The following is a 16998-nucleotide window of genomic DNA, read 5'->3' on the forward strand; positions in this document are numbered from 1 at the left end:
CCGCCAACTCGTGGTGACTCACAACTTATTAGTTAATCCAAGTGACACTCCTAACATGCAAGTGTTCAGCAAAAAGACAGCGGCGCTGTGACAGTCTCCTGCCTCACCAAGGGCAACTGCCCAATCGTGCAGCCTTTTTATAAACACAATAAACAGTGCCGAGGATGAACCGCGTGGCAGACATGATCCTGGCCAACCCCCAACCCAAAAGGTCAAGGTTAAAACGCCTGAGAAAATACCGCCTGCACCTGCTTGGCATCAGCGTCACCGCCTTGTTGTTGACGGGCTTTTTATTCTGGCCCAGCTCGCCCCTGGACCTGGGCGTGGGCAATCGCCTGCTGACCTCCGGGGTGCTCGCCAGTTGGCGCGAGGGTGAGCTGGTGGTGCTGGTGCGCCATGAGGAGCGCTGCGACCGCTCTGCCAACCCCTGCTTCGGCCCTGCCGATGGCCTGACCATCAACGGTACTGAACGCGCCGTCGAACTGGGCAAAGCCTTTGATTCATTGGGCATGGCCCTGACCGACGTACTCAGCAGCCCCACCACGCGAACCGCCCAGACGTCACTGTTCATGTTCGGCAAGACCGAACTGTCCCCCGGCCCGCTGGCCATCTGCGGCGACGCCATGGGCGATGAAATCCTCGGCCACAAACAGCCGGGACGCAACCTGATGCTGATCACCCACAGCGCCTGCATGAGCGACTTCCAGACCAGCCTGGGCTTCCCCCACGCAGCCGCCGCCGAGTACGGCAGCGCACTGTTCGTCAAGGTGCTGCCCAACGGCACCTTCAAGGCCATGGGCACCATGAACAGCGAAGAGTGGACCGCCGCACTCAAACAACTTTAATTACACTTGTTTACATATTAAGCCACAACGTGTTCAGCAAAACGACAGCCCTGTTCTGGCATGTTTAGTCGCGCCTGTTAGTTATGTTTTCCTACAACTACTTAGTGACCCTTACGATGCTTCACCCTATTAAGTTAATACCGCCATTGCCCGTACTTGAACGTTATGGAGCGATGTGCGCATGCCCCGCGTAAACCCTCTGGCCTGGCTATTGCTGGGCGTTGCCGTGTTCATCTTGTTGCCCCTGGGCTTTCACGGTTTATGGACGCCAGACGAAACCCGCTACGCCCAGGTCAGCCAGGAAATGCTGATGAGCGGCAACTGGGTGGCGCCGCACTTCATGGGCGTGCGTTATTTCGAGAAGCCCGCCGCCGGCTATTGGCTCATCGCCCTCGGCCAGACGGTGTTCGGTGAAAACCTGTTCGGTGTGCGCATCGCCTCAGTGCTGAGCACGGGTCTGAGCGTGGTGCTGGCTTACCTGCTCGCCCGTCGCGTGTGGAACGAGCCGCGCAAGAGCTTTGCCTGCGCCCTGCTCTATCTGAGTTTTGGCCTGGTAGCCGGGCAAGCCGGGTATGCCAACCTCGACCCGCAATTCACCCTGTGGGTGAACCTGAGCCTGGTGGCGTTGTGGTTTGCCCTGGACTGCCGCACGCCACGGGAACGCCTGGGTGCCTGGGCGGTGTTGGGCGTGGCCTGCGCCATGGGATTCATGACCAAGGGGTTCCTGGCCTGGCTGTTGCCGGTGTTGATCGCCGTGCCCTACCTGGTCTGGCAGCGGCGCGTCGGCGAGTTGATGCGCTACGGGCCGTTGGCGGTGCTGGTTGCCGTGCTGGTGTGCCTGCCATGGGCCCTGGCGATCCACCTGCAGGAACCAGATTACTGGCATTTCTTTTTCTGGCATGAGCACATCCGCCGCTTTGCCGCCGACAACGCACAGCATGCGCGGCCGCTGTGGTTCTTCCTGCCGATCATGGTGGTGGCGTGCCTGCCGTGGGCTGCCTTGTTACCCGGCACCCTGCTAAAAACCTGGCAGGAAAAGCGCCAGCCGGTGATTGCCTTTCTCGCCCTGTGGCTGTTGCTGCCCCTGGGCTTTTTCAGCCTGAGCAAAGGCAAATTGCCGACCTACATCATGCCGTGCCTGTTGCCCCTGGCCTTGTTGATGGGCCACGGTTTGATCGACCTGATCAAGCAAGGCAAGGCGCGCCCACTGGTCATCAACGGCGCGCTCAATTTCGTGCTCGGCATGACGGCCATGGTGGCGCTGATTTACCTGCAAATCACCCGCCCGCTGTACGGCAATAGCCATGCGCAGATGTTCAACCTGTCCCTGACGTTTATCGTGCTGCTGGGCTGGATCCTCGCCAACCTGCTGCAAGCGGTGCGCCCGTTGACGTTGTGGGCGATGCCCGCCCTGGGCATTGGCTTGCTGGTGGCCCTGCTACCGGCGGGCATGCCGGCCCTGATCGAAGATAACGAGATGCCCGACCAATTCGTGCTGGAACATCTGGACGAACTGCAACCTACCCGTGCTTTGCTGAGCAATGACCTGGGCCTGGCATCGGCCTTGACCTGGCGCCTGCGCCGGCCCGATGTGGCGTTTTATAACACCCAGGGCGAGCTGCGCTACGGCTTGAACTACGAAGACGCGGCACAGCGCAAGGTCACGCCGGACAGCGTCCAGGCCTGGCTGGTCGAGGCACGCCAACACGGGCCGGTCGGCGTGCTGATGCAGGTCAAGAGCACCAGCGAACATCGCGAAGAAGGGCAATTGCCCCCCGGCGGCAAACGCTATCGCAAGGGCAACCTGGTGCTGACGATTTACCCCCAACAACCTTGAATGCAGCGCCTGCCACAGGGACCACCCCATGAGCTTCTGGAAAACCGAACGCGGCGCCCTGGTGTTACTGCTGGGCACCTCGGCCTTGCTGCTCTTGCTGGGCCTGGGCAGCCGCGACCTGTGGGGGCCGGAAACGCGCTGGGCGAATATCGCCTTGCAGATGCTGCAAAGCGGTGACTACTTCGACCCGTATCTCAAAGGCACGCCGTATTACGACAAACCCCTGCCCTCCTATTGGCTGATTACCGGGTTTGCCCACCTGCTGGGCGGCCTCGGCCCCTGGTCGCTGCGCCTGTCATCGGTGGTTGCCGCATGGTTGAGCATCTGGCTGGTGTACCTGATCGGTGAACGCCTGTTTCGCAGAGGCACCGGGCTGATCGCCGGGTGGATGCTCGCCACCACCTTCTATTTCCTGTTCTGGGCTCGCGTGGCCACCGCCGATGTACTCACCGTGTGTGGCGTACTGGCAGCGGTGTGGTGGTATTGGCGTGGGCCGGATGACACGCGGCTGGGGCGCTACACGGTGTTTTTCCTGTTGCTGGCCGCCACCTCGCTGTTCAAGGGTTTGATCGGTGTGGTGCTGCCGGCGCTGGTGCTGTTGCCACACTTGCTCAGCGAACACCGCTACAAACGCCACCTCAACCTGCGCCTGGTGCTGGCCCTGCTCATCGCAGGCATCGTGTACGCGATTCCCTTTGTACTGTCCCACCGCTACGGCGCCCCCACTTACGGCGAGAGCGGCCTGGAGCTGGTGTTCCGCGAAAACGTGGTGCGTTTCTTCGACCCCTTCGACCATATGGGGCCGATCTACACCTACCTGATTTACCTGCCGGTCTACACCCTGCCCTGGGCACCCTGCTGGATACTTGGCCTGTGGCTGGCCGTGCGCAACTGGCGCAGAGCGCCGCCCAACGTACGCTGGCTGGTGTGGGGCCTGGGCCTGTTGTTTGTATTCTTCACCGCCAGCGGCAGCCGCCGCAGCTACTACGTGTTGCCGCTGGTACCCTTTGCCCAACTGCTCGCCGCCTGGTGGCTGAGTGAACGCCTGCGCAAAAAACCGATGAGCTGGCCGCGCTGGCAAACAGGCTTTGGCCTCAGCGCAGGCCTGCTCTTGCTGGTGCTGGGCGTGATCTACCCTTGGACAAATGGCAACGGCGGCGTTACCCGCTTCGCCGCCGACCTGCAAGCCCAGGCGGAGAAAAGCGCGCCCTGGAACCAATGGCAACTGGTGCTGGTAGAGGTCGACAACAAGCTGCCCATGTACCTGCAAAACCACGGTAAACCTTTCTACTACGTCAGCGAAAGCCAGGACTTCCCGCGCCAGGGCGACAGCGTCGCGTTCATGGCGTGGTTGGAAAAAACCAGCGGCCAGGGATTTGATCCGCAACGCACGATTATCGTCACGCAGTATTCCAAGGACGAGCCGACGCCGTTGGCGTTTTTAGGGGTGGACCATCAGGTGGTGACGACCCAGCCGGATAATGGGGAGCGGTTGTTCAGGGCGCGTGAGGGAGGGAGTGTGGCGTTTGTTCCGGGGATACGCTGAGGCACTGTACTTGCTGGCTTTTGTCATGGTTTGTAAAGGGCCAGCCAGCCGTGTCCCTGGTTCTGCTGGGTCAGGATGGCAACCGGTGCGCTATCGTGCAGCAGATACTCCAGGCGTTCGGCGGGATGGGCCGGGTCCAGCGGCACGTAGCAGGCCTCGGACTTGAGGATCGCCAACAACCCCGCCAGGGTGTCGAGACCACGCCGGGCCAGGATTGCGACTCGCCCACGCGCAGTTGGTCGAGCCAAATGTCTTGTTGGGCGCCAGTGAGGGAGAAGCGGGCCGGCAGGCTGGAGGAATGCTGCATAAGATCCTTCTCATGGGGGGTCAGGCACTCGCCGCGCAGAGGTGGCTCATTACGCCGAAGTTGCCGGATGGGAGCATGGCCGCCGGGGGGGCTGTCACCCGAAACCCGGACATTCAAACGGAGGGATAGGCCTTGGCCGACGGTGCATGGCTGAAATGATTAAAGCGCTGTAGGAGATTGGCTACATCTGATCGATAGTGGCGTTTTTGATACCTCCTGTTTTTTCTATTTTCCTAATGATTTTCAGTAAGTTAAGCAAAACTAAAAATAACTTATGCCTGTACGTAGCCGGCTCAACTCATGAGAAACGTCGGTTTAATGGCGCAGTTTTTATGGCAGCTTGTGTCCCTCGTTCCCGCTACATACGTAGGACAAAGCCCCATGGCTAAATGAAATTTCGAACGCCGAGTTACGTTCAAGCAGTACGGAGCGCCCTGCACAGGCCTTGGGCAACCGTTGACGGTTTTCGACATCAAGGATGAGATGGCTATGAGTCTGACCCCCAGTATTGGCGGCACCTGCGGCCCGCATTTTTTCTATGCCGAAATGGGCGAGTTGATTTCAAACAGCGGCGACGAACATTTCGCCGCCACGATGTTGCAGTTGGTGGGCAAGTGGGTACCGATTCACCTGGTAGACCTCAGCGAATGGACCCTGGATGAACTGCGCGACCGCGTGCTGGGCATCAAGTTACTGGGCAGCGCCGGGGTGAAAAAGGATTTGTCGGTGCCCCAGACCTTGCATGCGCTGAACGACCACCCGCTGTTGCGGCAGATGCTGCACATGCAAGACCCGCTGCTGATCCAGATGAACGCCAAGGCCAACAGCGCGCATCCGCGCGGCACTTCCCACCAATGCAACCTGGTATCGCGCCAGGGCAATCGACGTTGTGTGATTTCGTTCTACCGTCCGCCGACCCAGCAGGGGTTTTCCCTGGCTGAGTTGTCGTTTCTCAAGCGCCTGTCGGACACACTGTTGCCGTTGATGGAGCGGCACGCCCAGAGCCTGCGCCAGGCTCCACGCGCCGAAACTGAGCCGGCCCATACCCTGCTGGAACAATCGCAGTTGCAGCGTGAATTCTACAAACGCTTGTCTTTGAGCGACATCACCCTTTCGGCGCGGGAACAGGAGGTGTGCCTCGGTCTGCTGACCGGCGGTACCGTGCCGCAAATCGCGGAGAAACTCAGTGTCAAAAACAGCTCGATCGAGACCTACCTCAAGCGCGCAGCCGCCAAGCTGGGCGTGAGCGGCCGGCATGGCCTGGCCAAATGGATGGTGGGCGCCTGATAAACACACGACGTTAGAGTAACTTGAGCCCAACCGCGGCACGCCGGTTTGCATCGCCGCTTTCCAGTGGTTGTTTGTGCCCGTATTTGTCCAGGAAGCCGCCCACCACGGCCATCGAATGAAAGCCGCTGGTGACCGTGCCGATAGCGCCGTTCAGGAAGTCCTGGAGGGTTGCGGGCGCCACGAAGTCTTTCAAGCCCAGGCGACGCAAGGCCTGTCCCGGATACTCGCCATCATTGAGGCTGCGTATGGCTGCGGCAAAACTCTTATTAGCCTCCCCGTCATTATTTTCGAGGTAGGCGCGTTTGGCACTGACGGCATATAGAAAGTGTGCATTGACCAGAACATCGTTGGGCCGGTCGGAGCCGAAGTTGGCGCCGGCCGTGGCCTGCTTCAGTTCGTCATGGGTGATGTGCAGCTTGAACCCATCGCGCGTGACAATACGATAGCCGGTGTCGGTGACCACGATGGATTTGTAAATACCGTAAGGGTTATGGCCGAATCTCATCATCACGGCCTTAATGGCGGATATCGTCACGCAATTACCTTCGGTCAATTGGTAAAAGCTTTTGAAAATATCAGTGGGCTTGATGCCCGTATTCGCAGGCGTACCTTTCAAGAATTCGTCACGATTGACGGTGCGGTTATCGGTGACACTCGCAGGCAAAGGTACTGAATCAACGTCGGGGTTCAACCGAGCGGATAACGTGGCCAACAGACGTTCCAACTCGCCTACCAGGCTACTCAGTTGTTTGGCTTCGCTGGCTGGCGCAGGCGGATTGGAAGAAGATAAAACAACTGGAGAAGTTACAGCATCGCTCGCCCTGGCATGACCAAGAGCAACAGCATTAACGCAAGACACTAACATGTTGGATAACCTCCTGACACTTACCGAACACTTCAAATTACCCGCGAAGGGTGACTACCTTCAATGACGGTGAAACCGGCGTGTTGTATAACTGGCCCTCCATCACGCCCTCAATAATCACGCCGTTCTTGTTTCTCCCGCCCTTGTCCAACGGCACCCCGACCTGCGCCCCCATAGCACTGGCCTCGATGACCTGCATATGTTCTTTCAGCCCCAGATAGGACAGCGCCGTGTCACCGTCGATGCCGCCTCCGGCCCCCACCAGTACACCCGGATAACTAGCCTCGGCATGGTACGCGCTGTCTTTTTCATAGTGGCTGAAGAAACGGTCCGCGGCCCTCTCGCGCGCCAGCTCAATGTGCTGGCGCTTGCTCATCACGCCAAACAGAAATTGCGCATCCTTGACCATGCCTTCATCGCCGCCACTGAACTTTGCCGCCCTGGCCGCCAGTTCAAGTTCTTCAACGGTGATTATCAGCTTGAAGCCGTCTCGCATCGTCACGTCATAGTGGTCGCCATGTTTGACGACGTGCTTGAAAATCCCGATAGGGCTTTGCCCGAATGTAGCCATGACAACCTTGATCGCGGCCACGTGCTCCTCTCGGCCCAAGATGCCCAGGTAAGGAAAGTTCTCATACGTGGCACGCAACCCATTGCGCAGGTCGTCAGGCTTTTGCCCTTTGGGTTTTTCAGACATAAACGTAGTGATTGGCTCATAGTTTTTATCTGAAAACATCTCAGCGAGTTCGGTATCAAACGCGCTACGGGTCTTGGCCAGGTTCGGCCGGTTCATGAAGGGCGCCAATTGTTCTTTCCATACACTTTTAACGGTTGGCACGGTGTCAGGTGCAGTCTGCGTATTCATCAGTGGTCTGTGCGGCGAACTCACAACAGGGGTTGGGTAAGCCACAACGGGTGGCTGGGGTTTCGGCGCCTCATTCTCCCTGCTCATCCATGTTTTAAGTGCCACGACTAATGTACCCAACAACCTCAACAGCTCCCCCAGCTCTGCGTCACGGTTTGAGTTAACGCTTGGGCCAATCGGATAATGTGCCGGTGATTGACCCAAGGGATTGGGTCGATCTGTAACGGGTTGATCAAGGGTTTTATCAGGCTGTGTAAACGTTGAGTGCGCAGGTGAGTAAGCAGGCTGAGTGTGCGTGAGCATTGTAGGAAGTCTCATTTAATTGAAGGAGGACAAGCGAAAACTATCAGGCGCTACTTGCTCACCGCCGCTGCCGAAAGCCTGCACTGAACAAGTACTCATGCGTGGCCAGGCGGTCGGAAAAGTTCCTGCCAGACAGGTAACAACATCCTTCTCGTTCAACGAACCGCTATCAGAAAATTCCTCAGCGTTGCGCTTTTTCTCCGAACAATCCTCAGCGTATCGCCGACTGACGCACCCGATATTCCCCCGGCGTCATCTGCGCGTACCGCAAGAAAAACCGACTGAAATACGCTGGGTCCTTGAACCCCAGTTGGTAGCAGATTTCATTCGCGGAACTGCCGGTAAACAACAGCAGGCGCTTGGCCTCCTGCATCAGCCGTTCAAGGATCAGGCGCTTGGAGGGCAGGTCGGCGATGCGCCGGCACACTTCATTGAGCCGCGCCTGGGTCACGCCAATACCTTGGGCATAACGCGCCAACGGCCAATGTTCCAGATAGTGGGCTTCGATCAGTTCGTTGAAGCGATGGAAGATACGCAGGTCTTCATGGGCTGTCGGACGTGCGGGCTGGGCGTGGGCGCACAGGCGCAGCAGGCGGATCATGATCAGCCTTGTGAGGCTGTCGAGGGCGGCGGCGCGCCCTGCCCGTTCGGCGTTGATCTCACTGCACAGCGCCTCGAAGAGTGGCTCCAGACCCTCGGCGTCGCCAGTCAAGGCCACACATGCGGCACCGCAAGCAAGGCTGGGGTCGGCGTCGATCAAGCTCCACACCAGTTGCTGGCGCACCGTCAACACATGCCCGTCGGCATCGGCCTCGGTGACAAAAGCGTGGGCCACCGTGGGCGGCGTGAGAAAAAACATCGGCCCCGATTCAACGTATTGGTGGTCATCCAGATATACCCGCACCGCGCCACTCTTGACGTAATGCACCTGGAAAAACCGGTCATGGCGATGCACGGCCATATTGCGCCCGAAAAAACCTGCCAGGTTGCCGAGCTTGTCGTAATGCACCTCGGCGTCGCTGTAGCGCTGGTCGTAGACCTGCCCGATGTTGATGTTGGGAATCGGCTTCACGGGGCTCTCTTCTTGTTGTTGTGAGGCCAGCGCAGTGTGCCACGCTTGACGGTAGTTAACATATTAATTATAACGTTAACAACTTAACGAACGGCCTGTGCAGCCGTCGTCACCGCCAGGAGAAACGCATGAGTCGTACCCTGCATGATGTTGCCAGCGGCACCCTGTTCGGCGTTGCGCTGAACTACCAAGGCCTGCTGGACCAGCATCTCGCCGCCTTCCAGCAGGCGCCCTACCAGCAGCCACCGACCAAGCCGGTGCTGTTTATCAAAACCCCCAACACGCGCAATGGGCACGACGGCGTGGTGTTACACCCGCACGGCGAGCGCCTGCAACCGGGCCCGGCGCTGGGCGTGGTGATCGGCCAGCGCGCCAGCCGTGTCAGCCCGGAGAACGCCATGGCCCATGTGGCCGGGTATGTGGTGGTGAATGAATTCAGCCTGCCGGAAGACAGCTACTACCGCCCTGCCGTCAAAGCTAAATGCCGCGATGGGTTTTGCGCCCTGGGCCCCCGGCTGGTTGCGCGGGATCAAGTGGCCAACCCCAATCAACTGAGCCTCAAGCTGTTCGTCAATGGCGAGCTGCGCCAGGAAAGCTCTACCGCCCATTGGGTACGCGACATCCCGCAATTGATCGCCGAGATCAGCGAGTTCATGACCCTGTACCCCGGCGATGTGCTGATCACCGGCACTCCGCAAGGCCGCGTGGATGTGCAGCCAGGCGACCAGGTTGAGGTCGACATCACCGGCATAGGCCGACTGAGCAACACCATTGCAGCAGAGGCATCGGCATGAAACGCGCACGTATCCGCTTTGAAGGTGCAACCCACAACGTATTGGTGCAAGCCGACTGCAGCGTGCGCCTGGAGGATGGGCGGTTGCTGGCCGAAGACCAGGTGCAATGGCTACCACCCGCCACCGGCAACATGTTCGCCCTGGGTTTGAACTACGCCGACCACGCCGCCGAACTGGCCTTTACGCCGCCGACCGAACCGCTGGCATTCATCAAATCGGTGGGCACCTACACCGGCCACCGCCAAGTCACCTGGCGCCCGGACAACGTCGCCTACATGCACTACGAGTGCGAGCTGGTGGCGGTGATCGGCAAGACCGCGCGCAACGTCAAACGCGCCGACGCCCTGGACTACCTGGCCGGTTACACGGTGTGCAATGACTATGCGATCCGCGACTACCTCGAGAATTACTACCGCCCCAACCTACGCGTGAAAAACCGCGACGCCACCACCCCGGTCGGCCCATGGATCGTCGACGTGGCCGATGTGCCCGACCCAGGCAACCTGAAATTGCGCACCTGGATCAACGGCGAACTGCGCCAGGAAGGCAGCACGAAAGACATGATTTTCGATATCCCCTACCTCATCGAATACCTGTCCAGCTTCATGACCCTGCAACCGGGCGACATGATCGCCACCGGCACGCCCGAGGGCCTGGCCGATGTGGTACCGGGGGATGAAGTGGTGGTGGAAGTCGAAGGCGTGGGCCGCCTGGTCAACCGTATTGTCAGTGAAACGGAGTTTTTCTCCGCGCGCAAAGAGGCTTGAGCACCATGATCAAACACTGGATCAACGGCCGTGAGGTCGAAAGCAAAGACACCTTTATCAACTACAACCCGGCCACCGGCGAGGCCATCGGTGAAGTGGCCAGCGGCGGTGCCGAAGAAGTCGCGCAGGCCGTGGCGGCGGCCAAGGCCGCGTTCCCCAAGTGGGCCAATACGCCGGCCAAAGAGCGCGCGCGCTTGATGCGCAAGCTGGGCGAGCTGATCGAACAGAACGTGCCACACCTGGCCGAGCTGGAAACCCTGGACACCGGCCTGCCGATCCACCAGACCAAGAATGTGTTGATCCCGCGTGCCTCGCACAACTTCGATTTCTTCGCTGAAGTCTGCACCCGCATGGACGGCCACACCTACCCGGTGGACGACCAGATGCTCAATTACACCCTGTACCAGCCAGTGGGCGTGTGCGGACTGGTGTCGCCCTGGAACGTGCCGTTCATGACCGCCACCTGGAAGACCGCGCCGTGCCTGGCGCTGGGCAATACGGCGGTGTTGAAGATGTCGGAACTGTCGCCGCTGACCGCCAATGAACTGGGGCGCCTGGCGGTGGAAGCCGGGATTCCCAATGGCGTGCTCAATGTGATCCAGGGCTACGGCGCCACCGCTGGCGATGCACTGGTGCGCCACCCGGACGTGCGGGCGATTTCCTTTACCGGCGGCACCGCCACCGGCAAGAAAATCATGCAGAGCGCCGGCCTGAAAAAGTACTCCATGGAACTGGGGGGCAAGTCGCCGGTGCTGATTTTCGAAGACGCCGACCTGGAACGCGCCCTCGACGCCGCACTCTTCACGATCTTCTCCCTCAACGGCGAGCGTTGCACCGCTGGCAGCCGGATCTTTATCCAGGAAAGCGTCTACCCGCAATTTGTCGCCGAATTCGCGGCGCGGGCCAAGCGCCTGATCGTGGGCGACCCCCAGGACCCGAAGACCCAGGTCGGCTCGATGATCACCCAGGCCCATTACGACAAGGTCACCGGCTATATCAAGATCGGTCTGGAGGAAGGCGCCACGCTGCTGGCCGGTGGCCTGGAGCGTCCTGCCAACCTGCCGGCGCACCTGAGCCGCGGCCAGTTTATCCAGCCGACGGTGTTTGCCGACGTGAATAACCGGATGCGCATCGCCCAGGAGGAAATCTTCGGGCCGGTGGTGTGCCTGATTCCGTTCAAGGATGAAGCCGAGGCACTGCAATTGGCCAACGACACCGAATACGGGCTGGCCTCCTACATCTGGACCCAGGACATCGGCAAGGCCCACCGCCTGGCGCGCGGTATCGAAGCGGGCATGGTATTTATCAACAGCCAGAACGTACGGGATTTGCGCCAGCCGTTCGGCGGGGTCAAAGGCTCGGGCACCGGGCGTGAAGGCGGCCAGTACAGCTTCGAAGTGTTTGCCGAGATCAAGAACGTGTGTATTTCCATGGGCAGTCATCACATTCCGCGCTGGGGCGTATAGCCCAGGCTCAAACAAGCCTCCTGCGGGAGCCGGGCTTGCCCGCGATGCAGGCACCGCGGTCCTTCAGCCGTACCGAGCCGATGCCATCGCAGGCAAGCCAGCCCCCACAGGGACCTCACAGGCCATACAAGAATAATTATTCAGGAGAGTCATCATGGGCGAAGTGGTTCTGGCAGCGAAGATCTGCCACGTACCGTCGATGTACCTGTCGGAACTGCCCGGCAAACATCACGGCTGTCGCGAAGCGGCGATTGCCGGGCACAAGGAAATCGGCCGGCGCGCCCGCGAACTGGGGGCCGACACCGCGGTGGTGTTCGACGTGCACTGGCTGGTCAACAGCGGCTACCACGTCAACTGCGGCGAACAGTTCCAGGGTACCTACACCAGCAACGAACTGCCGCACTTCATCAAGAACATGGACTACGCCTACCCCGGTTGCCCCGAGCTGGGCGAGCTGATCGCCGCCGAAGCCAACCTGGCTGGCGTGCGCAGCATGGCCCACAACATCCCGAGCCTGGAGCTGGAATACGGCACCCTGGTGCCCATGCGCTACATGCATATGGGCGTGTCCGACGCAGAAAAATTCAAAGTCATTTCCATCGCTGCCTGGTGCGCCTGGCATCGCCTGGAAGACAGTTTTGCCTTCGGCGCCGCCGTGCGCCGGGCGATTGAAAAGAGCGATCGCAAGGTACTGGTGCTGGCGTCCGGCTCGCTGTCCCATCGGTTCTCGGACGACCGCGAGGCTGAGGCGAATATCCACAACTGGACCCGCGAATTCGACAAGCAGGTGGACCTGCATGTCGTGCAAATGTGGAAGCAAGGCCGCTTCAAGGAGTTCTGCGCCATGTTGCCCGACTACGCCGAACACTGTTTTGGCGAAGGCAAGATGCACGACACCGCCATGCTCCTGGGCCTGCTGGGTGGGCCGGACTATGCCAAGCCTGCCGAGATCATCACGCCGCCGTTCGGCAGTTCGGGCACCGGCCAGATCAACGCGATTTTCCCGCTTTAACCCTGGGAGAGCCCCATGCCGCACTTTATCGCTGAGTACACCGACAACCTCGAACAGCAGGCCGACTTGCCCGGCCTGTTTGAAAAAGTCCACCGCGTGCTGGGCGACAGCGGTGTGTTTCCGCTGGGCGGCATTCGCAGTCGCGGCGTACGCCTGGACACCTGGCGCATGGCCGACGGCAAGCATGACTATGCCTTTGTGCACATGACCCTCAAGGTCGGCCATGGCCGCGACCTGACCACGCGCGAGGCCGTCGCCCAAGCGGTGTTCGCGGTGATCATCGCGCACTTCGCCGAGCTGCAGGCACAGCGCTTGCTCGCGTTGTCGTTCGAGATGATCGAGCTGCACCCGCAGCTCAACTTCAAGCAGAACAATGTGCACGCGTTCCTGAACAACGCGGCGAGCTGAAACGACCCCGGCTCCTACAACTACAAGAAGAACACCATCATGAGCACAGCCCATTCCACTGCAAGCCTGCGGCTTGCCGAGCACGACCGCACCCATCGTTTGGTGACCTGGCGCCTGATGCCCTTGTTGCTGGTGTGTTACCTGTTCGCCCATCTGGACCGCATCAACATCGGCTTTGCCAAGATGCAGATGAGCAGCGACCTGCACTTCAGCGACACCGTGTATGGCTTTGGCGCCGGTCTGTTCTTCATCGCCTATGCACTGTTCGGCGTGCCCAGCAACATTGCCCTGGACCGCGTCGGGCCACGGCGCTGGATCGCCTGCCTGATGGTGGTGTGGGGCCTGCTCTCCACCGGCATGTTGTGGGTGGAGAGCGCGCGCGGGTTCTACGTGCTGCGCTTTCTACTGGGGGTGGCCGAGGCTGGGTTTTTCCCGGGGATCCTGGTATTCCTGAACCGCTGGTACCCGGCGCGCCGTCGCGCCCAGGTCACCGCCTTGTTTGCCATTGCCGTGCCTATGGCCGGGGTGTTGGGCGGGCCGATTTCCGGGGCGATCCTGGAGAACTTCCACGACGTCGGCAGCCTGCGCGGCTGGCAATGGATGTTCCTGATCGAAGGCGCGCCCGTGGTGCTGCTGGGCCTGGTGGTGCTCAAGTGGTTGCCGGACAGTTTCGAGTCGGTGCACTGGCTGACTGCCGAGCAAAAACAGCAACTGCGCACCCAACTGAGCAACGAGGAACAGCGCAAGACCATCACCTCGTTCGGCGGCATCCTGCGTGACCCGCAGGTGTGGCTGCTGGTAGCCGTGTACTTTGCGGTGATGCTGGCGGTCAACACCCTGGCGTTCTGGATGCCCACCCTGATCCACGGCGCCGGCATCGGCCGCGACAGCCAGGTCGGCTTGCTCAGCGCCGTGCCGTACCTGGCCGGTTGCTTCTTTATGCTCGGCTGTGGGCGCTCGTCCGACCGCCACCGCGAGCGCCGCTGGCACCTCTGCGTGCCATTGCTGATGGCGGCGTTCGGTATCGCCGTGGCGGGCCTGGCGCCCGCCAATGCGCTGCTGGTGATGAGCGGGCTGGTGGTCGCCGGCATGGGCGCCAGTGCCGCCCTGCCGATGTTCTGGCAACTGCCGCCGGCGTTTCTCTCCCACACCACCCAGGCCGCGGGCATCGCCATGATCAGTTCGTTCGGCAGCATCGCGGCGTTCCTCGCGCCCTACCTGATCGGCTGGATGCGCGACGCCACCCAGAGCGCCAGCCTGGCCCTGTACGTACTCGCGCTGTTTATCGCCCTCGGTGGCTTGCTGGTGCTGCGCACCCAGGCCGCCATCGTCAACCCACACTAGAGACCGTTGCCATGCTCGACTCCCAGCAAATCCTCGCGGCCGCCGCCCACCTGGACCGTGCCGAACGCAGCCGCGAACAGGTGCGCCAGTTTTCCCTCGACTACCCCGATATGACGATCGAGGACGCCTACGCCATCCAGCGTGAATGGGTCGCGCAGAAGATCAAGGACGGGCGCACGCTCAAGGGCCACAAGATCGGCCTCACGTCACGGGCCATGCAGGTGTCGTCGAATATCACCGAACCCGATTACGGTGCCCTGCTCGACGACATGTTTTTCGACGAAGGCAGCGACATTCCCTTCGAGCGTTTTATCGTGCCGCGCGTGGAGGTGGAACTGGCTTTCATCCTCGGCAAGCCGCTCAAAGGCCCCAACTGCACGGTGTTCGATGTGCTCGACGCCACCGAATGGGTAATCCCCGCGCTGGAAATCATCGACGCCCGCATCCAGCAGGTCGACCCGCACACCAACGCCACGCGCAAGGTATTCGACACCATCTCCGACAACGCCGCCAACGCCGGTGTGGTGCTCGGTGGCCGTGCGGTGCGCCCCACCGAGATCGACCTGCGCAAAGTGCCGGCGGTACTGTATCGCAATGGCGTGATCGAAGAGTCCGGCGTCTCGGCGGCAGTGCTCAACCACCCGGCCAAGGGCGTGGCGTGGCTGGCCAACAAGCTGGCGCCCTATGACGTCACCCTGCTGCCCGGCCAAGTGATTCTCGGCGGTTCGTTTACCCGCCCGGTGGCGGCCCGCCCTGGCGATACCTTCCACGTCGACTACGACCTGCTCGGCTCGATTGCCTGCCGCTTCGTCTGAACCCAGGAGTGCTGTCATGGACATGCCTGTCAACCGCTTCAAGCAACGCCTGCACAACCACGAAGTACAGATCGGCCTGTGGCTCGGCCTTGCCAACGCCTACTGCGCGGAACTGGCGGCCAACGCCGGTTTCGACTGGCTGCTGATCGACGGCGAACATGCGCCCAACCACCTGCCGGGGATGCTCGCGCAATTACAGGCCATCGCGCCCTACCCCAGCCAGGCGTTGATTCGCCCGGTGATCGGCGACACGGCGCTGATCAAACAACTGCTGGATATCGGCGCCCAGACGCTGCTGGTGCCCATGGTCGAAAACGCTGCCCAGGCCCAAGAACGGGTGCGCGCCCTGCGCTACCCGCCCCAGGGTATTCGCGGGGTCGGCAGCGCCCTGGCCCGCGCCTCGCGCTGGAACAGCATCGCCGATTACCTCGACCAGGCCGACGCGCAGATGTGCCTGCTGGTGCAGATTGAGAATGCCGAGGGCCTGGCCAATCTGGACGCCATTGCCGCCGTCGAAGGCGTGGACGGTGTGTTTATCGGCCCGGCAGATTTGAGCGCGTCCATGGGCCATCGGGGTAACCCGGGGCATCCGCAGGTACAGGCGGCGATTGAGGACGCCATCGTGCGTATCGTCAAGGCGGGTAAGGCCGCAGGGATTCTCAGTGCAGATGAAAATCTCGCACGACGCTATATCGAGTTGGGGGCGACGTTCGTGGCGGTGGGGGTGGATACCACGGTGTTGATGCGGGGGCTGCAAAGCCTGGCCGGGAAGTTCAAAGACGTACCGGTGGCTGCCAATACCGGTGGTGTCTACTGAAATCCATGTGGGAGCTGGCTTGCCTGCTCCCACCGTTGACCGGTGGTGGTTCAGTCACTAGGTCAGCGCTTGATGTTCTTCAAGTCATCCAGCAACCCCAACAAGGTCTGGAATTTCTCTTCGCCAAACTGATCCTGCAAGCGCTGGTAGTTGGCCTCCATGCACTGGCTCATGGACTCAAAACTCGCTTTGCCCTTGTCCGCCAGGGTAATCAGCACCCGGCGCTGGTCCTGTTCGGCCTTTCGCCGGTGCACCATGCCGGCCGCTTCCATGCGCACCAGCACGCCGGTCATGCTCGGCTTGAGGATGCAGGCCAGTTCCGCCAGTTGGTAGATCTCCAACTCACCATGCTGTTCAAGGATGCGGATGATGCGCCATTGCTGTTCGGTCAGGCCGTGTTCATTCAGGGATGGACGGAAAAAACTCATCGCGGCCTCGCGCGCTTGCAGCAAGGCCAGGGTCAGGGATTGTCGAGGTGTGGACATAGGGCTCAGGGTCACGAAGTATTTAGTTAATAGTTTAACGAAACTCTAACATTCCCGGCCGGCGAGCGCGCTATAACTTGTAGGTGCCCTCGCCCGTGGCGCGCTGAATCAAAAAACCGGGCACGCAGGATCAAGACTTCCAGCCCGCCAGGGGCCCTAA

At 60.7% G+C, this 16998-nt stretch carries 17 protein-coding genes; 12 read left to right on the forward strand and 5 right to left on the reverse strand.

Annotated features, from left to right (window positions below):
• The first annotated feature begins 164 nt into the window (after positions 1-164).
• The 3 genes from MHH62_RS13570 to MHH62_RS13580 all read left to right on the forward strand — a co-directional run bounded on the left by MHH62_RS13570 (position 165) and on the right by MHH62_RS13580 (position 4228).
• Positions 165-845: a histidine phosphatase family protein gene (locus tag MHH62_RS13570; RefSeq protein ID WP_019821204.1), complete on the forward strand. Its 681-nt coding sequence runs from the start codon at positions 165-167 to the stop codon at positions 843-845.
• Positions 846-1026: 181 nt separating this feature from the next.
• Positions 1027-2682, forward strand: a complete 1656-nt coding sequence (gene arnT, locus MHH62_RS13575) for a lipid IV(A) 4-amino-4-deoxy-L-arabinosyltransferase (RefSeq protein ID WP_339230969.1) — start codon at positions 1027-1029, stop codon at positions 2680-2682.
• 28 nt (positions 2683-2710) lie between these two features.
• A complete protein-coding gene (locus MHH62_RS13580) occupies positions 2711-4228 on the forward strand; it encodes a glycosyltransferase family 39 protein (protein ID WP_020301320.1) in 1518 nt (505 codons plus the stop codon).
• 23 nt (positions 4229-4251) lie between these two features.
• Here MHH62_RS13580 and MHH62_RS13585 read toward each other — a convergent pair whose 3' ends face one another.
• Complete coding sequence (locus tag MHH62_RS13585) at positions 4252-4476, reverse strand: AMP-binding protein (protein WP_173877530.1); 225 nt, start codon at positions 4474-4476, stop codon at positions 4252-4254.
• A 548-nt stretch (positions 4477-5024) separates the two neighbouring features.
• Here MHH62_RS13585 and MHH62_RS13590 point away from each other — a divergent pair.
• A complete protein-coding gene (locus tag MHH62_RS13590) occupies positions 5025-5822 on the forward strand; it encodes a helix-turn-helix transcriptional regulator (protein WP_020301322.1) in 798 nt (265 codons plus the stop codon).
• 13 nt (positions 5823-5835) lie between these two features.
• On the opposite strand, the gene MHH62_RS13595 is transcribed toward MHH62_RS13590, so the two are convergent.
• From MHH62_RS13595 to hpaA, 3 genes are all read right to left on the reverse strand, one after another.
• Positions 5836-6690, reverse strand: a complete 855-nt coding sequence (locus tag MHH62_RS13595) for a hypothetical protein (protein WP_323556361.1) — start codon at positions 6688-6690, stop codon at positions 5836-5838.
• A 37-nt stretch (positions 6691-6727) separates the two neighbouring features.
• Positions 6728-7555, reverse strand: coding sequence for a type III secretion protein (locus MHH62_RS13600; protein WP_339230974.1), 828 nt, complete (start codon positions 7553-7555; stop codon positions 6728-6730).
• Positions 7556-8069: 514 nt separating this feature from the next.
• On the reverse strand, positions 8070-8930 hold the full coding sequence (gene hpaA / locus MHH62_RS13605) for a 4-hydroxyphenylacetate catabolism regulatory protein HpaA (protein WP_014719069.1): 861 nt from the start codon (positions 8928-8930) through the stop codon (positions 8070-8072).
• Between the two features lie 128 nt (positions 8931-9058).
• Between hpaA and MHH62_RS13610 the strand changes: the two genes are divergently transcribed.
• From MHH62_RS13610 to hpaI, 8 genes are all read left to right on the forward strand, one after another.
• Complete coding sequence (locus MHH62_RS13610; protein ID WP_014719070.1) at positions 9059-9724, forward strand: fumarylacetoacetate hydrolase family protein; 666 nt, start codon at positions 9059-9061, stop codon at positions 9722-9724.
• A complete protein-coding gene (locus tag MHH62_RS13615; RefSeq protein ID WP_019821191.1) occupies positions 9721-10491 on the forward strand; it encodes a fumarylacetoacetate hydrolase family protein in 771 nt (256 codons plus the stop codon). Before MHH62_RS13610 ends, MHH62_RS13615 begins: the two co-directional genes overlap by 4 nt.
• Before the next feature lie 5 nt (positions 10492-10496).
• Entirely contained in the window at positions 10497-11957 is a 1461-nt protein-coding gene (hpaE, locus tag MHH62_RS13620; protein ID WP_014719072.1) for a 5-carboxymethyl-2-hydroxymuconate semialdehyde dehydrogenase, read from the forward strand.
• 154 nt (positions 11958-12111) lie between these two features.
• The gene (gene hpaD / locus MHH62_RS13625) at positions 12112-12969 is read left to right on the forward strand and encodes a 3,4-dihydroxyphenylacetate 2,3-dioxygenase (RefSeq protein ID WP_137270587.1); all 858 of its coding nucleotides are present in this window, start codon (positions 12112-12114) and stop codon (positions 12967-12969) included.
• Between the two features lie 15 nt (positions 12970-12984).
• Positions 12985-13377: a 5-carboxymethyl-2-hydroxymuconate Delta-isomerase gene (locus MHH62_RS13630; RefSeq protein ID WP_014719074.1), complete on the forward strand. Its 393-nt coding sequence runs from the start codon at positions 12985-12987 to the stop codon at positions 13375-13377.
• A 39-nt stretch (positions 13378-13416) separates the two neighbouring features.
• Positions 13417-14721, forward strand: coding sequence for an MFS transporter (locus MHH62_RS13635; RefSeq protein ID WP_020301328.1), 1305 nt, complete (start codon positions 13417-13419; stop codon positions 14719-14721).
• A gap of 11 nt (positions 14722-14732) precedes the next feature.
• Positions 14733-15536 (forward strand): 2-oxo-hept-4-ene-1,7-dioate hydratase, encoded by an 804-nt coding sequence (gene hpaH / locus MHH62_RS13640; RefSeq protein ID WP_019821184.1) that lies wholly within the window; start codon positions 14733-14735, stop codon positions 15534-15536.
• 16 nt (positions 15537-15552) lie between these two features.
• On the forward strand, positions 15553-16353 hold the full coding sequence (gene hpaI, locus MHH62_RS13645; RefSeq protein WP_019821182.1) for a 4-hydroxy-2-oxoheptanedioate aldolase: 801 nt from the start codon (positions 15553-15555) through the stop codon (positions 16351-16353).
• Between the two features lie 62 nt (positions 16354-16415).
• Here the strand turns inward: hpaI and hpaR are convergent, their stop codons facing one another.
• Positions 16416-16838 carry a homoprotocatechuate degradation operon regulator HpaR gene (gene hpaR / locus MHH62_RS13650; RefSeq protein WP_014719078.1) on the reverse strand — a complete coding sequence of 141 codons (423 nt, stop codon included), beginning with the start codon at positions 16836-16838 and terminating at the stop codon, positions 16416-16418.
• Positions 16839-16998 lie beyond the last annotated feature (160 nt).

It is taken from the genome of Pseudomonas sp. FSL L8-0168, assembly GCF_037976155.1.
Classification (GTDB): Bacteria; Pseudomonadota; Gammaproteobacteria; order Pseudomonadales; family Pseudomonadaceae; genus Aquipseudomonas; species Aquipseudomonas paracarnis.